The sequence below is a fragment of the Psychrosphaera sp. 1_MG-2023 genome, assembly GCF_030548245.1.
GTDB classification, from domain to species: Bacteria; Pseudomonadota; Gammaproteobacteria; order Enterobacterales; family Alteromonadaceae; genus Psychrosphaera; species Psychrosphaera algicola.
This window is the reverse complement of the sequence record NZ_JAUORW010000067.1, coordinates 1-568: the sequence shown is the minus strand read 5'-3', so window position 1 is coordinate 568 and position 568 is coordinate 1. Positions and strand designations below refer to the sequence as shown.

Here is a 568-nt window from a genome sequence, read left to right as displayed (position 1 = left end):
GGCGATAAACAGAGACAAAGATCTTAATGTTGTGAATAAAAAATTTGCAGAAATCTTTGCTCGTTATCTTAGCGTTAGGTGTTATTGTGATCAAAGTTATCATTTTATTATTGGTTAGTTTTTTAAGTACATCATGTGTATGGAATAATAATGCAAGCATAATTTCACGTGGAGATTATGAGTTTCAATCTGTTTTGATTCCAGGAACAAGCAAAGAGCAGATAATAAATTTTCTCAAGGAGAAAAAATATTACTATTCTGAGATTAATGAAACGACTAGTTCTTATTATACTAGAGATGGGAAATGTCGGCGGTTTAGCGATGGAAAATTTAAGTGGAATTGTCAATATTATGGTTATATTTTTACACGACGAGATGCCGGCTTTTTATCAATCACAGATCCTAGTTTGAGAGTGTATCTTTTCATCGATAGAACTGGGAAATTATTAGAGCATCATATGAAGGTAGGACATACTTTTTTGTAGTCACACCTAACAACACGCCCTGAGGTGGACAGCAAGTATTAATACTCACTTTCCACCGCATATTTCAGAAGGGGTGAGCCCTT

The 568-nt window shown here is 34.3% G+C and carries 1 protein-coding gene; it reads left to right on the top strand.

The window, feature by feature from the left end; all coding sequences use genetic code 11:
• The first annotated feature begins 86 nt into the window (after positions 1-86).
• On the top strand, positions 87-485 hold the full coding sequence (locus tag Q4575_RS19745; protein WP_303523945.1) for a hypothetical protein: 399 nt from the start codon (positions 87-89) through the stop codon (positions 483-485).
• Positions 486-568: the final 83 nt, after the last annotated feature.